Origin of the sequence: Streptomyces sp. SID5464 (assembly GCF_009862985.1) — a bacterium.
Lineage (GTDB): Bacteria > Actinomycetota > Actinomycetes > Streptomycetales > Streptomycetaceae > Streptomyces > Streptomyces chartreusis_D.
In genome coordinates this window covers 18648-37651 of the sequence record NZ_WWIQ01000044.1, presented here as the reverse complement: position 1 = coordinate 37651, position 19004 = coordinate 18648, and the positions used below count along the sequence as shown (strand labels likewise).

Genomic DNA, 19004 nt, shown 5'->3' with positions numbered 1-19004 from the left:
CTCATGGATGCGGTACCGGTGCGGGCACGTGTGTACGTCGCCTGTGTCGTCTTCGCCGCCCTCCTCTGCCTGCTGCCGCTGCCGGGCGTCCGCACGCCCTGGTGGGCCGTGCTGCTGCTCGCCGCGCTGTACGCGGGCTGCGAGCGCGTCGCCCGGTCCCGGTTCGTCGGGATCTCCCATCCGGCCGGGACCTTCTATCCCGTGCTGCTCGCCGGTGCCTTCCTGCTGCCCGCGCCCGCCGCCGCCCTGGTGGCCGTGCCCGGTGCGCTGCTCTCGCACGTGGAGCAGCGGCCCGTGGCGCTGCGGCGGGTCTGGCGGGCCGCTCAGCTCGTCCTCGGCGTCTGGGCCGCGGCGCGGGTGCACCGGGCGCTGGGCGGGCGGGACGCCGTCCTCGCGGGCGACGTCCCCTACGCGCTCGGGCCGGCCGGGGCGGCCGTGCTGGCGTTCTGCCTGGTGCTCGCGGTGCTGGACGGCGGGATCCTGGCCGTGGCCGAGCGGGTGCCGGTGCGGCGGGCCTGGCGGGGACTGGTGGCGCGCTCGCTCGCGCCGATCGCCGTGCACGGGCTGGCCGGGCTGATGATGGCCGTGCTGTGTCGCAGCCCCTACGGTCCCGTGGCGGCCCTGCTCGTGCTGCTGCCGATGTGCGTCTCCTGGTGGGCCTTCGCGCAGTACCACCGGGAACGGGCCGCCCACCAGGCGACGATCCGGGCGCTGGTCCAGGCCGTCGACATCAAGGACGGGTACACCCGCGGGCACAGTGAGCGCGTCGGGCAGGCCTCCATGATGATCGCGCGCGAGCTGGGCATGGACGACGAGCGCGTCGAGGTGCTCCGGTTCGCCGGGATCCTGCACGACGTCGGCAAGCTGGGCGTCCCCACCCGGCTGCTCCGCAAGGACGGGCCGCTGACGCCCGAGGAACGACGGGTGATCGAGCTGCACCCCGAGTACGGGCACGAGATGGTGCGCGGCATCGGCTTCCTCGGGGAGGCCCGCGCCGCCGTGCTGCACCACCACGAACGGCTGGACGGCAGCGGGTACCCCTACGGCCTGGTGGGCAGTCAGATCCCGGAATCCGCGCGGGTCGTGGCCGTCGCGGACGCCTTCGACGCCATGACCTCCACACGGAGCTACAGCAGGGCCCGGCCCGTCCCGGTCGCCCTGGCGGAGCTGAAGCGCTGCTCCGGCAGCCAGTTCGACCCGGTGATGGTCGCGGCCCTCGTGGAGGCCGTCGGCCGGGCGGGATGGCGCCCCGCCGTGACCGCCGACGACGTCCACCCGCCCCGGATTCCCCCGCCCGGCGCACCTGTCTCCAGCCCGCCGGGAGCACACCGGTGAGCGCGTACCGCCCGCCGCCGCTGTTCACCCTCGTCCACGCCTGCGCCGCCCTCCTCGCCGCCGGCTCCCTCGCCGTCACCCTCCACCACGGGCTGGAGGAACGCCGGGGCGCCCTCGCCTTCGGCGTCCTCGTCACCGTCGGGGAGCTCGCCCGGCGCAACGGGGCGCAGGTCAGGGAGCCGGCGCCGCTCGGGGCCGCCGCGGCCCTGTCGTACGCGCTGCTCGGCGAGGCCGGCGGGCGGGCCACGCACCACGGCCCCGCCCAGGTCGTCGCCGTCGTGCTGGCCGCCTCGCTGCTCGGCAGCGTGCCGCACGTGGCACGCGGTCAGGGGCCCACGCTCGACCATCTGGCGCGCCGGGTGCTCACCGTCGGGTTCGTCGCCGTGTGCTTCCAGCCCCCCTACAACCGGGGCATGTTCGACGACTGGGGCGGTCCCGCCTACGCGCTGCTGCTGCTCGCGCTGCTGTCCCTGACCGCGCTGTGCGATGCCGTGCTCGCCGCCGCGCTGGCCCACTCCCGCACCGGCTGGCCCTTCGGGCCCGTGCTGCGGGACGAGCTGCGGGCCGTGTGCGGCATCGGGGCCGCCGTCATCGCGACGGGGGCGGTGATGGCGCTGGCGGTCGCCGTGGTGGGCCTGTGGGCACTGCCTGTCTTCTCCGTGCCGCTGCTGCTCGCCCAGATGTCGTTCCGCCGGTACGCCGCCGTCCGGGCGACCTACCGGCAGACCATCGCCTCCCTCGCGCGGGCCACCGAGGTCGCCGGGTACACCCCGGCCGGGCACGCCCGCCGTGTCGCCGCGCTCAGTCTGGCCGTGGGGCGTGACCTCGGCCTCACCGAACCCGAGCTGGCCGTGCTGGAGTACGCCGCGCTCATGCACGACATCGGCCAGCTGAGCCTCGTCGACCCGGTGCCGTCGGGCGCCACCGCCGGCCTGCCCGCCGCGGAACAGCGGCGGATCGCGCTGCTCGGCGGGGCCGTCGTCCGGCAGACGGGCGTCGACGAGGCGGTCGCCGTGGTCGTGGAGCGGCAGGCCGACCCCTTTGCGGAGCAGCCGCTCGCCGCGCGGATCGTCCGGGCCGTGAACGCGTACGAGGAGAAGTCCCGGGAAGGTGGTCCCGGCGGGCCGCTGACGGCGCTGGAGGAACTCCGGCTCGCCACCGCCGGGGAGTACGCCCCGGAGGTGGTGGAATCGCTGGCCCGGGTACTGGCAAGGAGCAGTCTGACCATGCGCCTGACTGGGTAACCCATGGGTAATGAGCGCCCCGGAGGCCGTACGTGGTTGGATGCGAAGAAGAAGGTGTCCGGGGGCTCGAAACACAGCTACGGCCAGCCCACCGCACGGAACTGGCAGGCGGGAATCGTGAGGATCTTCGGCAAGGGACGGCACCGGCCCTCCGCCTCCTGGCGGCAGGCCACAGACCGGGCGTTCACTCTCATCGGCGACGGCCGGTACGAGGACGCGGGCGCACTGTTGACACGTGCCGCCGACCTGGAGCCCTGGCTGTCCGAGTCCTGGTTCAACCTCGCCCTGCTGCACAAGTTCCGGCACGACTGGGAGCAGGCGCGGGCGGCGGGCCTCAGGGCCGTGGCCCTGCTCGACCGGGACACCGGAGCGCCCGACTGGTGGAACGTCGGCATCGCCGCGACCGCCCTCCAGGACTGGCCACTGGCCCGGCGCGCCTGGCAGGCCTACGGACTGCGGGTGCCGGGGGCGGCCAACGACTCCGGTGAGCCGGTCGGCATGGACCTGGGCAGCGCGGCCGTACGGCTGTCCCCGGAGGGGGAGGCCGAGGTCGTGTGGGGGCGGCGGCTGGACCCCGCGCGGATCGAGGTGCTGTCCATTCCGCTGCCGTCGTCGGGGCGGCGCTGGGGTGAGGTCGTGCTGCACGACGGCGTGCCGCACGGGGAGCGGACCACGGCCGCGGGGCACACCTACCCGGTGTTCGACGAGATCGAGCTGTGGGCGCCGTCGCCGGTGCCGACGTGGGTGGTGCTGCTGGAGGCGGCGACGGAGTCCGACCGGGACGCGCTGGAGCAGCTTGCCGCGGATGCCGGGTTCGCCGCCGAGGACTGGTCCTCTTCGGTGCGGTTGCTGTGCCGGATGTGTTCCGAGTCGCGGATGCCGTCGGACGAGGGTGACGGGGAGCACCTCGACCCGCACGACCACAGTGAGCCGGGGCATCCCGGGCCGCTGGGGCATCGGACGGACGGGCAGCTGTGGGTTCCCGAGCGGGAGTGCGGGCTGGCCGCGCCGGCTTCGCTGGTGAGGGGGCTTTTGGACGGGTGGGTGGCCGACAGTCCGGATTCTCGGGATTGGCGGGATTTGGAAGAGGTGTGCTAGGCCCCTTGCCGGGTGCGGCGCCGTCGTGGTTTCTCGCACAGGTCCCCGCGCCCCTGAAAGCGGCGTCCGACACCCGCGTAACCTGTATCAGCATCTCAGCCCGGTTTGGTTCAGGAAGGCGTACGTAACGTCATGGCTCAGCAGGACACCGATCAGCAGCGCGCGGGCGTGCTCCCCGTCGATGACGAGGGGTACGTGATCGACACGGAGGACTGCGAGGAGCGCGAGGCGGCCTGGCGGGAGCGGGGGACCTCGCGGCCGATCACGGTGGTCGGGAACCCGGTGCTCCACAAGGAGTGCAAGGACGTCACCGAGTTCGGCGACGACCTCCAGCAGCTGGTGGCGGACATGTTCGCCTCGCAGCGCACCGCCGAGGGCGTGGGCCTGGCCGCCAACCAGATCGGTGTCGACCTGAAGGTCTTCGTCTACGACTGCCCGGACGACGAGGGCGTCCGGCACACCGGTGTCGTCTGCAACCCCAAGCTCGTCGAACTGCCCGCCGAGAAGCGCCGGCTGGACGACAGCAACGAGGGCTGCCTGTCGGTGCCGACCGCGTACGCGCCGCTCGCGCGGCCCGACTACGCCGAGGTGACCGGGCAGGACGAGAAGGGCAACCCGATCCGGGTGCGCGGCACCGGATACTTCGCTCGGTGTTTGCAGCACGAGACCGACCACCTGTACGGCTACCTCTACATCGACCGCCTCTCGAAGCGCGAACGCAAGGACGCGCTGCGGCAGATGGCCGAGAACGAGCCCCGGTACCCGGTCGTCGCGAACGACTGAGACCTCAGGATCACCAGGCGAACGGCGTCTGTTCGGGCTTCCCGCCCCGGACAGGCGCCGTTCGTCTGCTTCGTTCGCCTGTCCGTCGCACGTTCGATCGCTTCCGCTCTTCTGGTGATCAGGTACCAGTCACACAACGGGAGGTTCCCAGCCCTGTGGGGCAGTGAATGAAGCAAATACGTTCCCAGAACGGTCAGTTGTAGTGCTGAATGGGAGTAGCGGGGTATGCAACGGCGCACGCCCAGCACGGAAGGAGGGGCGCCCGCGCCAACTGGCGGCTGAGAGGGGTTAGTTCGTGCATGCTTTGTCACACGGCACCACATCGACACCGACCACCATCGCGGTTCCACCGTCGCTCTCCCTTCCGGTGATCGAGGCGGCGTTTCCCCGGCAACTCCACCCGTATTGGCCGAAGTGCCAGGAGAAGACCCGCGCCTGGCTGCTCGAAAAACGGCTCATGCCCGCGGACAAGGTGGAGGAATATGCCGACGGCCTGTGCTACACGGACCTCATGGCCGGGTACTACATCGGCGCCTCCGACGAGGTGATGCAGGCGATCGCGGACTACAGCGCCTGGTTCTTCGTCTGGGACGACCGCCACGACCGCGACATCGTGCACGGCCGTCCGGTCGCCTGGCGGCGGCTGCGGGACCGGCTGCACTCGGCCCTCGACTCCCCCGGGGAGCATCTGCACCACGAGGACCCACTGGTCGCCGGGTTCGCGGACAGCGTGCTGCGGCTGTACGCCTTCCTGCCGGGGACATGGAACCTCCGGTTCGCGCGGCACTTCCACGCGGTGATCGACGCGTACGACCGGGAGTTCTACAACCGCACCCACGGAATCGTGCCCTCGGTCGAGGAGTATCTCCTGCTGCGCCGGCTCACCTTCGCCCACTGGATCTGGACGGATCTGCTGGAGCCGGCCGCGGGATGCGAACTCCCAGCCACCGTACGGAAACACCCGGCATATCGGCGGGCGGCGCTGCTGAGTCAGGAGTTCGCCGCCTGGTACAACGACCTCTGCTCGCTTCCGAAGGAAATAGCGGGCGACGAGGTGCACAATCTCGGAATCAGTCTCATCACTCATGAGGGGCTGACCCTGGAACAGGCGGTCGTCGAAGTCAGGCGCCGCGTCGAGAAATGCATCACGGAATTCCTCGACGTCGAACAGGAAGCGTTACGGTTCGCCGACGCCCTCGCCGACGGCACCGTGCGGGGAAAGGAACTCAGCGCCGCCGTGCGGGCCTGTCTGAGCAATATGCGGAACTGGTTCAGTTCCGTCTACTGGTTCCATCACGAGTCCGGCCGGTACATGGTCGACAGCTGGGACGACCGGTCCACGCCCCCGTACGTCAACAACGAAGCGGCAGGTGAGAAATGACCGTCGAGTCTGTGAAGCCTGAAGCCCCTCTGGCCCCGGAGTTGCGTGAACCGCCCCGGGCGGGCGGCGGTGTACCCGTCCTGGGACACGGCTGGAAGCTGGTGCGCGACCCGCTGGCGTTCATGTCGCGGCTGCGCGACCACGGCGAGGTGGTCCGGCTGAAGCTCGGACCGAAGACGGTGTACGCCGTCACCACCCCGGCGCTCACCGGCGCCCTCGCGCTGAGCAACGACTTCATCATCGCCGGACCGCTGTGGGAGTCCCTGGAGGGCCTGCTCGGCAAGGAGGGCGTGGCCACCGCGAACGGCCCGCGGCACCGGCGCCAGCGGCGCACCATCCAGCCGGCCTTCCGGCTCGACGCCATCCCCGCCTACGGGCCGATCATGGAGGAGGAGGCGCACGCGCTCACCGAGCGCTGGAAGCCCGGCGAGACCATCGACTGCACCTCCGAGTCCTTCCGGGTGGCCGTGCGCATCGCGGCCCGCTGCCTGCTGCGCGGCGACTACATGGACGAGCGGGCGGAGCGGCTGTGTGTCGCGCTCGCCACCGTCTTCCGCGGGATGTACCGGCGGATGGTGGTGCCGCTCGGACCGCTCTACAAGCTGCCGCTCCCGGCCAACCGCGAATTCAACCGGGCTTTGGCCGATTTGCATCTCCTGGTGGACGAGATCGTCGCCGAGCGCCGCGCATCCGGTCAAAAGCCGGACGATTTGCTGACGGCATTGCTGGAGGCGACGGACGAGAATGGCGACCCCATCGGGGAACAGGAGATCCATGATCAGGTCGTCGCAATCCTCACCCCTGGCAGCGAAACCGTCGCCTCCACGATCATGTGGCTGTTGCATATGCTCGCGGAACACCCAGAACACGCGGACCGGGTGCGCGACGAAGTAGAAGCCGTCGCCGGTGGGAGGCCGGTGGCATTCGAGGACGTCCGGGGACTCAGGCACACCAACAATGTCGTGGTCGAGGCCATGCGTTTGCGCCCCGCCGTCTGGATTCTGACGCGCCGGGCAGTGCGGGACACCGAACTCGGCGGATACCGGATTCCGGCCGGGGCGGACATCGTCTACAGCCCGTACGCGATCCAGCGCGACCCGAAGTCGTATGAGCGGAACCTGGAGTTCGACCCCGACCGCTGGCTTCCGGACCGGGCCAAGGACATCCCGAAGCACGCCATGAGCCCGTTCAGCGTGGGCAATCGCAAGTGCCCCAGCGACCACTTCTCGATGGCGCAGCTGACGCTGATCACGGCGGCGCTGGCCACCAAGTACCGCTTCGAGCAGGTGGTCGGCTCGAACGACGGCACCCGCGTCGGCATCACGCTGCGGCCGCACGACCTGCTGCTGCGGCCGGTGGCGAGGTGAGCGTGGGACCGGCTCAGGCCGCTTCGGGGCCCCGGAAGGTCCGCCGGTAGGCGTTCGGCGTCGTGCCCACGGCCCGGACGAAGTGGTGGCGCAGCGTGGCCGAGTTGCCGAACCCCGTTCGACCGGCGATCGCGTCCATCGTCTCGTCCGTCGCCTCCAGCAGCCGCTGGGCCAACAGCACGCGCTGGCGCAGGATCCAGCGGTAGGGGGTCGTCCCGGTCTCCTGCTGGAAGCGACGGGCGAAGGTGCGCGGGGACATGTGGGCGCGGGCGGCCAGCTGCTCGACGGTGACCTCCTCGTCGAGGTGCCGCTCCATCCACGCCAGCACCTCCCCGATCGTGTCGGCCTCGGAGTGCGGCAGCGGGCGCTCGATGTACTGGGCCTGCCCGCCGTCGCGGTGCGGCGGCACCACCATCCGCCGGGCGATCTTGTTGGCGACCTCGGAGCCCTGCTCCTTGCGCACCAGGTGGAGGCAGGCGTCGATCCCGGCGGCCGTGCCGGCCGAGGTGATCACCGGGTCCTCGTCGACGTAGAGCACGTCCGGCTCGACGGCCACCCGCGGGTACTGCCGGGCGAGGGCCTGCGCGTGCCGCCAGTGCACGGCGCAGCGCCGGTCGTCCAGCAGCCCGGCCGCGGCCAGCACGAAGACGCCGGAGCAGACGCTGAGCACCCGGGCGCCGCGGCCGGCCCCGCGCCGCAGGGCGTCCAGCAGCTCCGGCGGGAAGTCCCGGGACTCGTAGCAGTGCCCGGCGGGCACGGCGATCAGGTCGGCCGTCTCCAGCCGCTCCAGACCGTGCTCGACGTGCAGCGAGAAGCCCGTGTTGGTGCGCAGGGCCGGGCCCTCGGCCGAGGCCACCGCGAAGTCGTAGACCGGCAGGCCGTCGTCGCTGCGGTCGGTGCCGAAGACCTCGCACACCACACCGAGCTCGAAGGGGTTCACGCCGTCGAGGAGGACGACGGCCACGTTCTGGAGCATGCCTCCAGTGTGCCTCGTCAGTGGCAGTAATTCGAGGGTCCACGGCAGTACTGCCACTGACGGTAAGGAGTCATCGGCGCGACAGTGGTGTCCATGGACACGAACCAGGCACAGACGCTCATCGCAATGATCTTCGTACTCGGGATGCTGGTCCTCCTGGTCCTCCCGTCAGTGATCGGTATCGTGCGCGACCGGCGCGTCGACCGACAGATCAGGGAGGCCCAGGAGGCCCGTGAGGGCGAGCGCGCTCAGAAGTCCTCGTCCAGGTCGACGGTGCCCTCCACCGCCACCTGGTACGCGGAGGGCCGCCGCTCGAAGAAGTTGGTCAGCTCCTGAACCCCCTGGAGCTCCATGAAGGAGAAGGGGTTCTCGGAGCCGTACACCGGAGCGAAGCCCAGGCGGCTGAGCCGCTGGTCGGCGACGCACTCCAGGTACTGCCGCATCGACTCGGTGTTCATGCCCGGGAGGCCGTCACCGCACAGGTCGCGCGCGAACTGCAGCTCGGCCTCGACGGCCTCTCGGAGCATGTCCGTCACCTGCTGCCGGAGCTGGTCGTCGAACAGCTCCGGCTCCTCCTTGCGGACGGTGTCGACCACGTCGAAGGCGAAGGACATGTGCATCGTCTCGTCGCGGAACACCCAGTTCGTGCCGGTGGCCAGACCGTGCAGCAGGCCCCGGCTGCGGAACCAGTAGACGTAGGCGAAGGCACCGTAGAAGAACAGGCCCTCGATGCACGCGGCGAAGCAGATGAGGTTCAGCAGGAAACGGCGCCGGTCGGCCTGGGTCTCCAGCCGGTCGAGCTGCTCCACCGAGTCCATCCACTTGAAGCAGAACCCGGCCTTCTCGCGGATGGAGGGGATGTTCTCCACGGCGGCGAACGCGGCGGCGCGGTCCTCCGGGTCGGGGAGGTAGGTGTCGAGCAGCGTCAAGTAGAACTGGACGTGCACGGCCTCCTCGAAGAGCTGCCGGCTCAGGTAGAGCCGCGCTTCAGGGGAGTTGATGTGCTTGTAGAGCGTCAGCACCAGGTTGTTCGCGACGATCGAGTCACCCGTGGCGAAGAAGGCGACCAGCCGGCCGATCAGGTGCTGCTCGGCGGGGGAGAGCTTGGCGAGGTCGGCGACGTCCGAGTGGAGGTCGACCTCCTCCACGGTCCAGGTGTTCTTGATGGCGTCCCGGTAGCGCTCGTAGAAGTCCGGGTAGCGCATCGGGCGGAGAGTCAGCTCGAAGCCGGGGTCGAGGAGGTTCTGGGTGGTCATTACTGGCAGGCCTCGCAGGACTCGGGGTTTTCCAGGGAGCAGGCGACCGCTTCGGGATCCGGGGTGGCCTGCACGGGGACGGTGGCCTGGGCCGCGCGGGCGATGCGGGTCGCCGGGCGCGAACGCAGGTAGTACGTGGTCTTCAGCCCGGACTTCCAGGCGTACGCGTACATCGAGGAGAGCTTGCCGATGGTCGGCGTCTCCATGAAGAGGTTCAGGGACTGGGACTGGTCCAGGAACGGGGTCCTGGCCGCCGCCATGTCGATCAGGCCGCGCTGCGGGATCTCCCACGCCGTGCGGTAGAGGGCGCGTACGTCCGCGGGGATCCAGGCGAAGTCCTGCACCGAGCCGTTCGCCTCGCGCAGGGCCTCCCGGGTACGCGCGTCCCACGCGCCGAGCCGCTTCAGCTCCTCCACCAGGTAGGAGTTGACCTGGAGGAACTCACCCGACAGCGTCTCGCGCTTGAACAGGTTGGACACCTGCGGCTCGATGCACTCGTACACGCCCGCGATGGAGGCGATGGTGGCCGTCGGCGCGATCGCCAGGAGCAGGGAGTTGCGCATGCCGGTCGCGGCGACGCGCTCGCGCAGGGCCGCCCAGCGCTCCGGCCAGGTCGGCTGCACGTCGTAGTGGTCGGGGTGGAGCACGCCCTTCGCCGTACGGGTCTTCTCCCAGGCCGGCAACGGGCCGTTGCGCTCGGCGAGATCGGCGGAGGCCTCGTAGGCGGCGAGCATGATCCGCTCGGCGATGCGGGTGGAGAGCCGCTTGGCCTCCGGAGAGTCGAAGGGCAGGCGCAGCTTGAAGAAGACGTCCTGGAGGCCCATGACTCCGAGGCCGACCGGACGCCACCTGGCGTTGGAACGGCCCGCCTGCTCGGTCGGGTAGAAGTTGATGTCCACGACCCGGTCGAGGAACGTGACGGCCGTACGGACGGTCTCGTCCAGCCGCTCCCAGTCGATGTCCCCGCCGGACCGGTCGACGAGCGCGCCGAGGTTGACCGATCCCAGGTTGCAGACCGCCGTCTCCCCGTCGCCGGTGACCTCCAGGATCTCCGTGCAGAGGTTGGAGGAGTGGACGACGTGGCCCGGCTCGGCCGTCTGGTTGGCGGTGCGGTTGGCGGCGTCCTTGAAGGTCATCCAGCCGTTGCCGGTCTGCGCGAGGGTGCGCATCATGCGGCCGTACAGCTCACGGGCGGGCAGGGTCTTCCTGGCGAGGCCCTTCGCCTCGGCCGCCCGGTACGCGGCGTCGAACTCCTCGCCCCACAGGTCGACCAGCTCGGGAACGTCCGAGGGGGAGAACAGCGACCACTGCCCGTCGGCGTTCACGCGCCGCATGAACTCGTCGGGCACCCAGTGCGCGAGGTTCAGGTTGTGCGTGCGGCGGGCGTCCTCGCCGGTGTTGTCGCGCAGCTCCAGGAACTCCTCGATGTCCGAGTGCCAGGTCTCCAGGTAGACCGCGGCGGCGCCCTTGCGGCGGCCGCCCTGGTTCACGGCGGCGACCGAGGCGTCGAGGGTCTTCAGGAACGGGACGATGCCGTTGGAATGTCCGTTGGTGCCGCGGATCAGCGAACCGCGCGCACGGATGCGGGAGTACGCGATTCCGATGCCGCCGGCGTGCTTCGACAGCCGCGCCACCTGGTGGTAGCGGTCGTAGATCGAGTCCAGCTCGTCCTTGGGGGAGTCGAGGAGGTAGCAGGACGACATCTGGGGGTGCCGCGTGCCGGAGTTGAAGAGGGTGGGGGAGGAGGGGAGGTAGTCGAGCCGGCTCATGAGCCCGTAGAGCGCGGCCACTTCGTCCACCGAGCGGCTGGTGTCGTCCTCTGCCAGCCCGGCGGCGACGCGCAGCATGAAGTACTGGGGCGTCTCGACGACCTTGCGGGTGATCGGGTGCCGGAGCAGGTAGCGGCTGTGCAGCGTGCGCAGGCCGAAGTAGCCGAAGCGGTCGTCGGCGGCCGTGTCGATCAGGGCGTCGAGCCGCGCGGCGTGCGTGCGCACGAACGCGGCGGTCCGGTCGGCGATGAGGCCCTCCCGGTGCCCGACGGCCACGGACTCGGTGAAGCGCGTGACTCCCTGCGAGGCGGCCTCGGCGCGGATCCCGATCGTCAGCAGGCGCGCGGCCAGCCGGGAGTAGACGGGATCCTCGGAGATGAGGCCGGCGGCCGCCTCCGTCGCCAGCTCGCGCAACTCCGACGCGTCGGCCCGTGCGGACCGGCCGCGCAGCGCGGCGGCGGCGACCCGGCCGGGGTCGGCGTCGGGGAGGTCGGCGGTCAGCTCGGTCAGGGTCCGCAGCAGCGCGGCACCGGGACCGTCGTGCTCATCTTCGGCGGCTGAGACCGGATCGGCTGGCGCGATGGTCACGTGGGGCTCTCCCTCGCTCGGCACGGGGACCTCACGCAGGGCAGGGGGCAGCACACGAACGCACGCGGCGTCGCGTCCACCGGCCCACTCCGCGAGGCCCGGACGTCAGTGCGCACCGGCCGGACGGCCGGGCGCGCTGTCGGCAGGTCCTCGGACTGACTCCCATACACGCATAAGAAGGCATGGGTACACCGTTGCGGGACAGTTCCGGATTCCCACCGGATTCCCCTGCGGCGACAGCGAGCATGAGCATACATCTTGTGCCGGGTGGTGAAAGCACCCCTAGATGTAGTGTCGCGACGGTTTCACAGCGTCAACTCGTAGGTGAGAAGAGTGATGTCGCCGAGCTCCGGAACGGGATTCCAGTCGCGCTCCGGGGTACGGACGAAGCCGAGGCGTTCGTAGATGCGGTGGGCGGAGTGCATGGTGCGCTGCGTCGACAGGACGACGCGTACACAGCCGTCCGTCGCACGGGCGCGGTCGACGCAGGCGCGGACGAGGGCCTCTCCGGCGCCGCGGCCGCGGGCCTCGTGGGCGACGGCGAGCATCCGTATCTCGGCTTCTGAGGGTCGGGCGATGTCGGCCATGGGTCCGCCGGCGGGGACGAAGGTGACGCCACCGAGGAGGTGTTCGCCTTGGGTGGCCACCAGGACGTCCGCCGCGGCGGCCCGCTTGGCCACGTCCCTGAGTTCGCCGAGGTATCCGTCGCTCTCCCCGAAGTCGAGGAGGCCGTCCTTCAGGTAGGCCTGGGCGGTGATCTCGCCGAGGGCGTCGTATTCGGCGGGCTTCACCCGCCGGATGAGGATGTCCATGGTCCGAGTGTGCGGGACGGGTATGACAACGGGCCGCCGGGTCTTTCACCGACGGCCCGCTGTCACCTGCGACTCAGTGCGAGGTGCCCGCCGTCGCCGGCGGCAGCTCCACCTGGACGCCGGGGTCGCCCGCGTCCGCCGTGTAGTCCTCCGGCTTGGTCTCGTCGATGCCGTCGGGGGCCTTCAGGGCCTTGAGGACGAAGGTCAGGACGACGGTGACGACGACGTTCAGGACGAACGCCGTGAGGCCGATGTAGCCGATCTCGCCGATGCCCGGGATCTCCTTCGAGGAGCCGCCGAAGTGCTTCTGGGTCGGCGAGGCGACGCCGTACGCGGCGACCGTGCCGTAGATCATGCCGACGGCCCAGCCCGCGAGCAGTGCCCAGCGGTGGAACCAGCGGGTGAACAGGCCGCCGACCAGGGCCGGGAAGGTCTGGAGGATCCAGATGCCGCCCAGGAGCTGGAAGTTGATGGCGACCGTCTTGTCCATGGTGAGGACGAAGGCCAGCGCGCCCACCTTCACCAGCAGCGAGACCAGCTTGGAGACCTTGGTCTCCTGCGCGGGCGTGGCGTCGGGCTTGATGAAGTCCTTGTAGATGTTGCGGGTGAAGAGGTTCGCGGCGGCGATGGACATGATGGCCGCCGGGACCAGGGCCCCGATGCCGATCGCCGCGAAGGCCACGCCCGCGAACCAGTCCGGGAACATGGTCTCGAACAGCTGCGGGATCGCCAGCTGCCCGTTCTGCACCTTGATCCCGGCGGCGATCGCCATGAAGCCGAGCAGCGCGAGCAGGCCCAGCATCAGCGAGTACAGCGGCAGGATCGTGGTGTTGCGGCGGATCACCTCACGGTTCTTCGAGGACAGCGTCGCCGTGATCGAGTGCGGGTACATGAAGAGCGCGAGCGCGGAGCCCAGCGCCAGCGTGGCGTACGTCCACTGCCCCGCCTCGGCCGGGACCAGCGCACCGCGCGGCGCGCCCGTCGCCGGGTTGGTCTGGCTGAACGCGTCGCTCGCCTTGGCGAAGATGTCGTCGAAGCCGCCCAGCTTGATCGGGATGTAGATGATCGCCACCGCGATGACGATGTAGATCAGGGTGTCCTTCACGAACGCGATCAGCGCCGGCGCCCGCAGACCCGACGAGTACGTGTACGCCGCCAGCACACCGAAGGCGATCAGCAGGGGCAGGTCCTTGATGAACCAGTTGGTGTTCTCGCCGCCGCCGATGCCCATGACGTCCAGTACGGCCTGGATGCCGACCAGCTGTAGCGCGATGTACGGCATCGTGGCCAGGATGCCGGTCACCGCGACCGCCAGCGACAGGCCCTTCGAGCCGAACCGGCCGCGGACGAAGTCGGACGTCGTCACGTACCCGTGCTTGTGCGAGACCGACCACAGGCGGGGGAGGAACGTGAAGATCAGCGGGTAGACGAGGATCGTGTAGGGCACCGCGAAGAAGCCGGCCGCGCCCGCCGCGTAGATCGCCGCCGGTACGGCCACGAAGGTGTACGCCGTGTACAGGTCGCCGCCGAGCAGGAACCAGGTGATCCAGGTGCCGAACGAGCGGCCGCCCAGGCCCCACTCGTCCAGGCTGTGCTCGTTCTCGGCCTTGCGCCAGCGCGCGGCCAGGAAGCCCATGACCGTGACGGCCAGGAAGAAGAAGATGAAGACGGCGAGTGCGACGCCGTTCACGCCGTCCTTCACTCGGACGCACCGCCCTTCGCGGCAGAGCGGGCGCGCTGGTCACGCTGCCACAGCTTGTAGGCGATCATCGTCAGCGCGGTGGAGATCAGCACCCACGCCATCTGGTACCAGTAGAAGAACGGGATCCCGATGAAGGCCGGGTCGGTCTTGGCGTACGAGCCGACCCACAGCATGGCCACGAAGGGCGCTATGAGGCAGAGGCCGATGACGACGCGCATCGGCGTCACCATCGCCCCTCTGCTGGCTTCTGGGGCTTGCGACATCAGGCGGCTCCGTCCCCTCAGTGATCACCTGTGCAATGCGCAGGCAATCTAGGTCAGGGTGCGGCGGGAACGGAACCCCTCGTCCGTAATGCGGTATCCAAAAGAAACCGAGCTCAGCAGCAGTCGTGCCGCGCCGCGCGCCCTACTCCTGGGGGCGCTTCAGACGCGCCACGAACTTGTAGCGGTCGCCGCGGTAGACCGACCGCACCCACTCCACCGGCTGCCCGTCCCGGTCCAGCGAGTGACGGGAGAGCATCAGCATCGGCAGGCCGACGTCGGTGCCGAGCAGGCCGGCCTCGCGCGGAGTGGCCAGCGAGGTCTCGATGGTCTCCTCGGCCTCCGCGAGATGGACGTCGTAGACCTCGGCGAGCGCGGTGTAGAGGGACGTGTACTTCACCAGGGACCGGCGCAGGGCCGGGAAGCGCTTCGCGCTCAGGTGGGTGGTCTCGATGGCCATCGGCTCGCCGTTGGCCATGCGCAGCCGCTCGATGCGCAGCACCCGTCCGCCGGCCGTGATGTCGAGCAGCCCGGCGAGGCGGTCGTCGGCGGTGACGTAGCCGATGTCCAGCAGCTGCGAGGTGGGTTCGAGACCCTGGGCGCGCATGTCCTCGGTGTACGAGGTCAGTTGCAGTGCCTGCGAGACCTTCGGCTTGGCGACGAACGTGCCCTTGCCCTGGATGCGCTCCAGCCGGCCCTCGACGACCAGCTCCTGGAGCGCCTGGCGCACGGTCGTGCGCGAGGTGTCGAACTCGGCCGCCAGGGTGCGCTCGGGCGGCACCGGCGTGCCGGGCGCCTGGGTCTCGGTCATGTCGAGCAGGTGCTTCTTCAGGCGGTAGTACTTGGGCACGCGTGCGGTGCGGACGGGCGCCCCGCTCTCGTTCTCCGCACTGCTGATGTCGGTGCTCATGCTCCGCCTTCCCGGCTCCTGGGCCGACACGATCTCACTTGTATACCGTCGGCGCCGCTTTTGGTCTAGTCCACAACTCCAGTGGTCTACCTGGAGTATGCCGTGCGCGGCCGGGTTTTCGCCGGGTTCTTACTTAAAGGTTCCTGCATATGTAGGTCGCATAACGGCTGGTCAGAGCTGATTCCGGACTCTTGACAGGCCTGGTGGTCTGGTCCAAGCTCCCCCTACTGGTCTACACCATTGGTCCAGGGCCTGGCCCCACGTTCACCGCGGGGAGCAGGGGGGTCGGTGGCATCCCTGAGGAGGGTGGCGTGAAGCGCAAGCTGATATCCGCGATCGGTATCGCGGGCATGATGGTCTCCATCGCGGCGTGTGGGGGCGAGGGTGGCAGCGGGGGTTCGGACAAGGGCGCGGACGCCAAGGAGCTGACCGTCTGGCTCACCGTCGACGCCCAGAACAACTGGCCGGAGCTGGTGAAGGCGGCCGACGCCGCCGTGCAGAAGAAGCACCCCGGGCTGAAGATCAACCACGAGTACTACGGCTGGCCCGACAAGAACGCCAAGCTCGACGCCGTCCTCGCCACCGACAAGGCCCCCGATGTGGTCGAGATGGGCAACACCGAGATGCTCGGCTACATGGTCAAGGGCGCCTTCGCCCCCCTCGACGCGGGCGAGTTCGACAACTCGGACGCCTGGCTGGACGGCCTCAAGGCCTCGGTGACCTACGAGGGCAAGACCTACGGCGTGCCGTACTACGCCGGCGGCCGCGTCGCCAACTGGCGCAAGGACGTGGCGGCCTCGGTCGGTGTGAAGACGCCCCCGAAGACGTACAAGGAGCTGACCGCCGCCCTGGACAAGATCCAGAAGAAGCAGGGCGACAAGTTCAGCGCCTGGTACCAGCCGACCCGCGACTGGTACGCGGCCATGTCCTTCGTCTACGACGCCGGCGGCGCCATCGCCACCGAGTCGGGCGGCCAGTGGAAGGCCTCCCTCTCCTCGCCCGAGTCCCTCAAGGGCCTCAAGGAGTTCAAGAACGTCGTCGACAAGTACATGCACGGTGACAAGACCAAGGACGAGTCCGACCGCTACATCGTCTACGGCCAGGGCAAGTCCGCCATGATCTTCGCCGCCGCCTGGGAGGGCGCGACCGCCGAGGACCCGAAGAACGACAAGACCGGCAAGCTCAAGGGCAACCTCGAGAACTTCGTCATGCCCGGCCCGTCCGGCAAGAACATGCCGGTCTTCCTGGGCGGCAGCGACCTCGCCGTGCCGGTGAAGTCCGACGCTCAGGCCCTGGCCGCCGAGTGGATCAACGCGTTCACCGGCTCCTCCGGCCAGAAGGGCCTGATCGCCAAGGGCAACCTGCCCAACAACAAGACCGACCTCGCGACGCTGAAGAACGACCCGAAGACGGCGGTCCCCGCCACCGCGGCCGAGTCCAGCTGGTTCGTCCCGATGGCCCCCGGCTGGGGCCAGGTCGAGAAGGCGCAGATCCTCCAGACCATGCTCCAGAGCATCGGCACCGGCAAGAAGTCGGTCGAGGCCGCCGCGAAGGATGCGGACGCCGCGATCGACAAGGTCATCAACACCAAGTGACCTACGGGCGGGGCTCCTGGCCGGGGAGCCCCGCCGTCGTCAAGACCTGAGGGACCGCCGAGGAGCGCGCGATGAGTGCCGCAGACACCACCACCCCTGCCAAGGTGCCGCCACCGCGGCAGGCACCGCCACCTCCCGCCGACGAGCCGCCACGGGTGAGCCGGCCGTCGGGCGGGGCCGCGGTCCCCTGGCTGCTGCTCGCCCCCTGCCTGCTGATCCTGGCCCTGGTCATGGGCTATCCGCTGGCCCGTCTGGTCACCCTGTCCTTCCAGAGGTTCGGGCAGTCCCAGCTGTGGGGCTTCCAGCCGGCCGAGTCGGTCGGGTTCGACAACTTCGCGAAGGTGCTGGGGGACGGCGAGTTCTGGACCGTCGTGGTCCGCACGATCGTCTTCGCCGCCGGGGCCGTCGTCTTCACCATGGTGATCGGCATGGCGATCGCCCTGCTGCTCCAGCGGGTCTCCGGCTGGCTGAAGGTGCTCATCAACATCGTGCTGGTGGCGAGCTGGGGCATGCCCGTGATCGTGGCGACCACGGTCTTCAAGTGGCTCTTCGACTCGGACTACGGCGTGTTCAACGCGCTGCTCAGCAAGCTGCCCGGCGTCGAGATGATCGGCCACAACTGGTTCGCGAGCGGACCCGAGGGCCTGGCCGTGATCATGCTGCTGGTGGTGTGGGGAGCCGTGCCGTTCGTGGTCATCACGCTCAGCGCGGGTCTCACCCAGGTGCCGAAGGAGCTGGAGGAGGCGGCCCGCCTGGACGGCGCCGGCTCCTGGGGCGTCTTCCGCTATGTCACCCTGCCCGTCCTCAAGCCGATCATCGTGATGCTCACGACCCTGTCGGTCATCTGGGACATGGGCGTCTTCCCCCAGGTGTTCGTCATGCGGGGCGGCCACCCCGAGCCGGAGTTCCAGGTCCTCAACACCTACTCCTACGACCGGGCGTTCGTGGTCAACGACTACGCCCAGGGCTCGGCCATCGCGCTGATCACCGTCCTGCTGCTGCTCGGCGTGGTCGCCGTCTACATGCGGCAGATGCTGAAGATCGGAGAGGTCGAATGAGCAGCACTGTGGCTCCCCGGCGGGTGCGGCGCGCGCCGCGGGCGCAGCGGGCGCCGAAACTCTGGTGGAACCTCCTCGGCCTCCTGGTCTTCGTCACCGCGGGCTTCCCGCTCTACTGGATGCTCAACACGGCGTTCAAGCCCGCCAAGGACGCCATCGACCCGGACCCGAGCCTGCTGCCGACCGGCATCACCTTCGCCAACTTCGGCCGGGCGCTGGACATCGCCGACTTCTGGGGCCCGGTGGGCCGCAGCATGGTGGTGTCGCTGGCGGTGGTCGTCATCGGCATGGTCGTGGGGCTGCTGGCCGCGCTCGCCATCTCGCGCTTCGCATTCCGTGGCCGCAAGATCGTGATCGTGGGCATCCTCGCCGTCCAGATGGTCCCGCTGGTCGCCATGATCATCCCGGTGTTCCTGCTGCTCAACGACCTGGGCCAGTACGACCGGCTGACGGGCCTCATCATCACGTACCTGACCTTCATCCTCCCGTTCACGGTCTGGACGCTCCGGGGCTTCATCGTCAACATCCCGAAGGAACTGGAGGAGGCGGCCATGGTCGACGGCTGCTCCCGCACGGGAGCCTTCCTCCGGGTCGTCTTCCCGCTGCTGGCCCCCGGCATGGTCGCCACCTCGGTCTACGGCTTCATCCAGGCCTGGAACGAATACCTGTACGCCCTGATGCTGCTCAGCCAGAAGAACCAGACGGCGACCGTCTGGCTCGGCAACTTCACCACCAAGCACGGCACCGAATACGCCCCGATGATGGCCGGCGCCACGATGATGGCCGTGCCGATCGTCGCCCTCTTCCTCCTCGTCCAGCGCAAGATGGCCGCGGGCCTGACCGCGGGCGCCGTGAAGGGATGACCCCACC

At 69.6% G+C, this 19004-nt stretch carries 16 protein-coding genes and 1 riboswitch; of the genes, 9 read left to right on the top strand and 7 right to left on the bottom strand.

Translation table 11 applies throughout. The annotated features are described in order from the left end of the window. Window positions 1-3 precede the first annotated feature (3 nt). The 6 genes from GTY47_RS21355 (at window position 4) to GTY47_RS21330 (ending at window position 7208) form a co-directional block, all read left to right on the top strand. Window positions 4-1335, top strand: a complete 1332-nt coding sequence (locus GTY47_RS21355; RefSeq protein WP_010047597.1) for an HD-GYP domain-containing protein — start codon at window positions 4-6, stop codon at window positions 1333-1335. Then, window positions 1242-2579 carry an HD domain-containing protein gene (locus GTY47_RS21350; RefSeq protein ID WP_040904319.1) on the top strand — a complete coding sequence of 446 codons (1338 nt, stop codon included), beginning with the start codon at window positions 1242-1244 and terminating at the stop codon, window positions 2577-2579. Before GTY47_RS21355 ends, GTY47_RS21350 begins: the two co-directional genes overlap by 94 nt. 117 nt (window positions 2580-2696) lie before the next feature. Next, window positions 2697-3677 (top strand): hypothetical protein, encoded by a 981-nt coding sequence (locus GTY47_RS21345; RefSeq protein WP_010047594.1) that lies wholly within the window; start codon window positions 2697-2699, stop codon window positions 3675-3677. 132 nt (window positions 3678-3809) lie between these two features. Further along, window positions 3810-4460: a peptide deformylase gene (gene def, locus GTY47_RS21340; protein ID WP_010047593.1), complete on the top strand. Its 651-nt coding sequence runs from the start codon at window positions 3810-3812 to the stop codon at window positions 4458-4460. Between the two features lie 295 nt (window positions 4461-4755). After that, on the top strand, window positions 4756-5841 hold the full coding sequence (gene cyc1 / locus GTY47_RS21335; RefSeq protein ID WP_029181723.1) for an epi-isozizaene synthase: 1086 nt from the start codon (window positions 4756-4758) through the stop codon (window positions 5839-5841). Beyond that, on the top strand, window positions 5838-7208 hold the full coding sequence (locus GTY47_RS21330) for a cytochrome P450 (protein WP_010047589.1): 1371 nt from the start codon (window positions 5838-5840) through the stop codon (window positions 7206-7208). Before cyc1 ends, GTY47_RS21330 begins: the two co-directional genes overlap by 4 nt. Window positions 7209-7221: 13 nt before the next feature. Here GTY47_RS21330 and GTY47_RS21325 read toward each other — a convergent pair whose 3' ends face one another. The 7 genes from GTY47_RS21325 to GTY47_RS21295 all read right to left on the bottom strand — a co-directional run bounded on the left by GTY47_RS21325 (window position 7222) and on the right by GTY47_RS21295 (window position 15481). Next, complete coding sequence (locus tag GTY47_RS21325) at window positions 7222-8184, bottom strand: helix-turn-helix domain-containing protein (protein ID WP_010047588.1); 963 nt, start codon at window positions 8182-8184, stop codon at window positions 7222-7224. Window positions 8185-8432: 248 nt separating this feature from the next. Continuing rightward, window positions 8433-9440, bottom strand: a complete 1008-nt coding sequence (locus tag GTY47_RS21320) for a ribonucleotide-diphosphate reductase subunit beta (RefSeq protein ID WP_010047584.1) — start codon at window positions 9438-9440, stop codon at window positions 8433-8435. Then, window positions 9440-11797 (bottom strand): ribonucleoside-diphosphate reductase subunit alpha, encoded by a 2358-nt coding sequence (locus GTY47_RS21315; RefSeq protein ID WP_010047579.1) that lies wholly within the window; start codon window positions 11795-11797, stop codon window positions 9440-9442. Before GTY47_RS21315 ends, GTY47_RS21320 begins: the two co-directional genes overlap by 1 nt. A 145-nt stretch (window positions 11798-11942) precedes the next feature. Continuing rightward, window positions 11943-12025, bottom strand: a riboswitch (cobalamin riboswitch). Between the two features lie 77 nt (window positions 12026-12102). Beyond that, window positions 12103-12609 (bottom strand): GNAT family N-acetyltransferase, encoded by a 507-nt coding sequence (locus tag GTY47_RS21310; RefSeq protein WP_010047577.1) that lies wholly within the window; start codon window positions 12607-12609, stop codon window positions 12103-12105. 73 nt (window positions 12610-12682) lie between these two features. After that, window positions 12683-14311: a sodium:solute symporter family protein gene (locus GTY47_RS21305; protein WP_010047575.1), complete on the bottom strand. Its 1629-nt coding sequence runs from the start codon at window positions 14309-14311 to the stop codon at window positions 12683-12685. Beyond that, the gene (locus tag GTY47_RS21300; RefSeq protein ID WP_173937245.1) at window positions 14308-14574 is read right to left on the bottom strand and encodes a DUF3311 domain-containing protein; all 267 of its coding nucleotides are present in this window, start codon (window positions 14572-14574) and stop codon (window positions 14308-14310) included. The genes GTY47_RS21305 and GTY47_RS21300 overlap by 4 nt, the downstream gene beginning before the upstream one ends. A 142-nt stretch (window positions 14575-14716) precedes the next feature. Continuing rightward, window positions 14717-15481, bottom strand: a complete 765-nt coding sequence (locus GTY47_RS21295; RefSeq protein WP_010047568.1) for a GntR family transcriptional regulator — start codon at window positions 15479-15481, stop codon at window positions 14717-14719. A 311-nt stretch (window positions 15482-15792) separates the two neighbouring features. Between GTY47_RS21295 and GTY47_RS21290 the strand changes: the two genes are divergently transcribed. The 3 genes from GTY47_RS21290 to GTY47_RS21280 all read left to right on the top strand — a co-directional run bounded on the left by GTY47_RS21290 (window position 15793) and on the right by GTY47_RS21280 (window position 18997). Further along, on the top strand, window positions 15793-17076 hold the full coding sequence (locus tag GTY47_RS21290) for an extracellular solute-binding protein (RefSeq protein WP_010047565.1): 1284 nt from the start codon (window positions 15793-15795) through the stop codon (window positions 17074-17076). Between the two features lie 71 nt (window positions 17077-17147). Further along, window positions 17148-18134 carry a sugar ABC transporter permease gene (locus GTY47_RS21285; RefSeq protein WP_029181721.1) on the top strand — a complete coding sequence of 329 codons (987 nt, stop codon included), beginning with the start codon at window positions 17148-17150 and terminating at the stop codon, window positions 18132-18134. After that, on the top strand, window positions 18131-18997 hold the full coding sequence (locus tag GTY47_RS21280) for a carbohydrate ABC transporter permease (RefSeq protein ID WP_029181720.1): 867 nt from the start codon (window positions 18131-18133) through the stop codon (window positions 18995-18997). Before GTY47_RS21285 ends, GTY47_RS21280 begins: the two co-directional genes overlap by 4 nt. Window positions 18998-19004: the final 7 nt, after the last annotated feature.